Annotated in this window: 2 protein-coding genes; both read left to right on the top strand. The window is 70.1% G+C overall.

Features of this window, described 5'->3' with window-relative positions; translation table 11 throughout:
- Window positions 1–266 precede the first annotated feature (266 nt).
- Window positions 267–1,277, top strand: coding sequence for a polyprenyl synthetase family protein (locus tag AOK24_RS28820; protein WP_055722976.1), 1,011 nt, complete (start codon window positions 267–269; stop codon window positions 1,275–1,277).
- A gap of 299 nt (window positions 1,278–1,576) precedes the next feature.
- A complete protein-coding gene (locus tag AOK24_RS28815; RefSeq protein WP_055722975.1) occupies window positions 1,577–2,803 on the top strand; it encodes a LolA family protein in 1,227 nt (408 codons plus the stop codon).
- Window positions 2,804–2,931 lie beyond the last annotated feature (128 nt).

The raw sequence follows: 2,931 nt of genomic DNA, 5'->3' as shown, positions 1-2,931 counted from the left end.
GACGGGGGGAGGGTCCGTGACCCAACTCACGGAATAGCAATAACGGCAAAATGGACACAAGGTGGAGATGTATCAAAATGATGTGCTTTATCTACTGATCAGCTGCATAACGGGCGTGATCCGATAGCGCCCGTGCTGTAACCGTGGGGGCTATCGGTGATCGAAACGTGACCGGATACGCTGACTTGAGTGATGGCAGCGACCTATCGACAAACCGTGTAATCGCCAACAGTCGCCAGTGGGCAACAGCAGACAGGAGATCCCTCGTGACCGTCGTCGGGCCGTTCGGGCTGAGCGTGCGGGACCAGGCACTGGAAGCCGATGTCCAGGCAGGACTGGCTGCCGTCGAGGAGGGTCTGCTCGAAGCCACCAAGAGCGAGGTCCCCTTCATCACGGAGGCCGCGCAGCACCTCGTGCGCGCGGGGGGCAAACGTTTCCGGCCACTTCTGGTGATGCTCGCGGCGCAGTTCGGTGATCCGTACGCGCCCGGTGTCGTGCCGTCCGCCGTGGGCGTCGAACTCACGCACCTCGCCACGCTGTACCACGACGACGTCATGGACGAGGCCGAGGTCCGGCGCGGGGTGGCCAGCGCCAACACCCGCTGGGGCAACTCCGTCGCCGTCCTCACGGGCGACTTCCTCTTCGCGCGCGCGTCCCAGATCCTCGCCGACCTCGGCCCCGAGGTCGTCCGCATCCAGGCCGAGGCGTTCGAACGGCTCGTCACCGGCCAGATCCTGGAGACCGCGGGCCCCACGGACGGGCGTGACCCCGTCGACCACTACCTCGACGTCCTCGCCGGCAAGACCGGCTCCCTCGTCGCCGTCTCCTGCCGCTTCGGCGCGATGACCTCCGGCGCGGACGAGACGGTCGTCGACGTCCTCACGCAGTACGGCGAACGCCTCGGCGTCGCCTTCCAGCTCGCCGACGACGTCCTCGACATCGCCTCCGACTCCCACGAGTCCGGCAAGACCCCCGGCACGGACCTCCGCGAGGGCATCCCCACGCTCCCCGTCCTGCGCCTGCGCGAGCGCGCCGCCCGCCTGAACCTCCCCGAGGACATCGCCCTGTGCGAACTCCTCGACTCCGACCTCACGGACGACGCCCGCCACACCGAGGCCCTCACGGCGCTGCGCGCCCACCCGGCCCTCGAACAGGCCCGCCGCGACACGGTCCGCTACGCGGAAGAGGCCCGCGCGGCCCTGGCACCCCTGCCGGAGTGCGACGCGAAGCTGGCGCTGGTGGAGATGTGCGACGCGGTGGTGCACCGGGCGGGCTGAGGCGCCTGCCGTGCCATGCCGCGCCGCCGCTCGCCTCGCGGCGGGCGGCCGTGTGGCGCTGACCTCGTCCCCTGGTACGGCCTCGCGACCCCTAGGGAAGTATGGGGTACCGGCGGGGCGTGTCATACCGCAGGAGTACGCGGAGTTGACTCTGAGGGGTGACGCCGGTGACGGGGGCGATTTGGTGTCATGGATGCAGACGCAGGACCACTGCTCACCGATTCGGGTGAGAATGGCGGTCGGGGTGGGTTGCCCAGAGATGCCCACCGGCCGCCGCCGACGACGGAGGTAAGGCAGACATGGCACCGAACGCATCCGACGACCCCCGGACCCCGCTCACGGAGGCCGACGCGGACGAGGCGAGGTCGCGCCGCCGCAGGACGGCCGCCCGGTACGTCGTTCCGGTGACGGTCGTGGGCGTGGCCGCCGCCACCATCGGCCTGGTCCCCGCCCTCGCCGACTCCGGCGACCCCGACCTCCCCCAGATCACCGCCCAGCAGCTCCTGGACAAGGTCGCCGCGTCGGACGTCCAGCAGCTCTCCGGCACCGTCAAGATCACCACGGACCTGGGCCTCCCCGACCTCGGCGGCCTGGAGAGCAGCTTCCTCTCCGGCGCGACCGGCTCCTCGGAGGGCTCCTCGGCCGACCCCACCACCAGGCTGACGGAACTGGCCGCGGGCACGCACACGCTGCGCGTCGCGACGGACGGCCCCGAGAAGCAGAAGCTCTCCCTGCTGGAGAACGCGGCGGAGTACAGCCTCATCCACAACGGCAAGGACGTCTGGGGCTACGACAGCAAGTCGAACGAGGTCTACCACTCGACGCTCTCGGAGAAGGCCCGCAAGGAGTCCCAGGCCCCGGCGACCCCGAAGGACCTCACGGAAGAGACCCTGAAGGCGATAGACCCGACGACGTCGGTGAAGGTGGACGGCTCGGTCCACGTCGCGGGCCGCGACGCCTACAAGCTCGTCGTCACGCCCAAGCAGTCCGGCTCGACGGTCGGCGCGATCAGCATCGCGGTCGACGCGAAGACCGGCCTGCCCCTCAAGTTCACGCTCACCCCGAGGAGCGGCGGCGCCGCCGTGATCGACGCCGGCTTCACCCAGGTCAGCTTCGACAAGCCGGCCGCCTCCACCTTCGACTTCACCGCCCCCAAGGGCGCGAAGGTCACCGAGGGCGACACGATCCACGGCGACGAGGGCAAGGACGCCCCCGGCAAGGGCGGGCCCGCCGAGGGCGCCCTCGGCGAGGACCTCACGGGCCTGAACGTCCTGGGCAAGGGCTGGACGACGATCGCCACGTACGACACGGGCACGAACACGGGCATCCCCTCCTCCTCCGACCTCCCCGACGCCGGTGCCCTCGGCGGCTTCCTCGACTCCTTCGGCGACAAGGTCTCCGGCGACTTCGGCAAGGGCACGGTCTTCTCCACCCGCCTGGTCAACGCCCTGGTCACGGACAACGGCAAGGTCTACGTCGGCGCGGTCACCAAGGACGCCCTGGTGAAGGCGGCCGAGGGCAACTAAGTACGGTTACAGGGACACGACCACCGCGTCGTCAAGGGAACGGGATCGGGGGAGCCATGCCACAGCCGCCCACCACGGAGCCGGCTCCCCGGCCCGCCCCGGCTCCGGGACCGGCGGCCCCCTCGGAG

This window comes from Streptomyces niveiscabiei, from assembly GCF_001419795.1.
GTDB classification, from domain to species: Bacteria; Actinomycetota; Actinomycetes; order Streptomycetales; family Streptomycetaceae; genus Streptomyces; species Streptomyces niveiscabiei.
The sequence above is the reverse complement of the archived record's forward strand: the minus strand, read 5'-3'. Positions and strand labels throughout refer to the sequence as shown.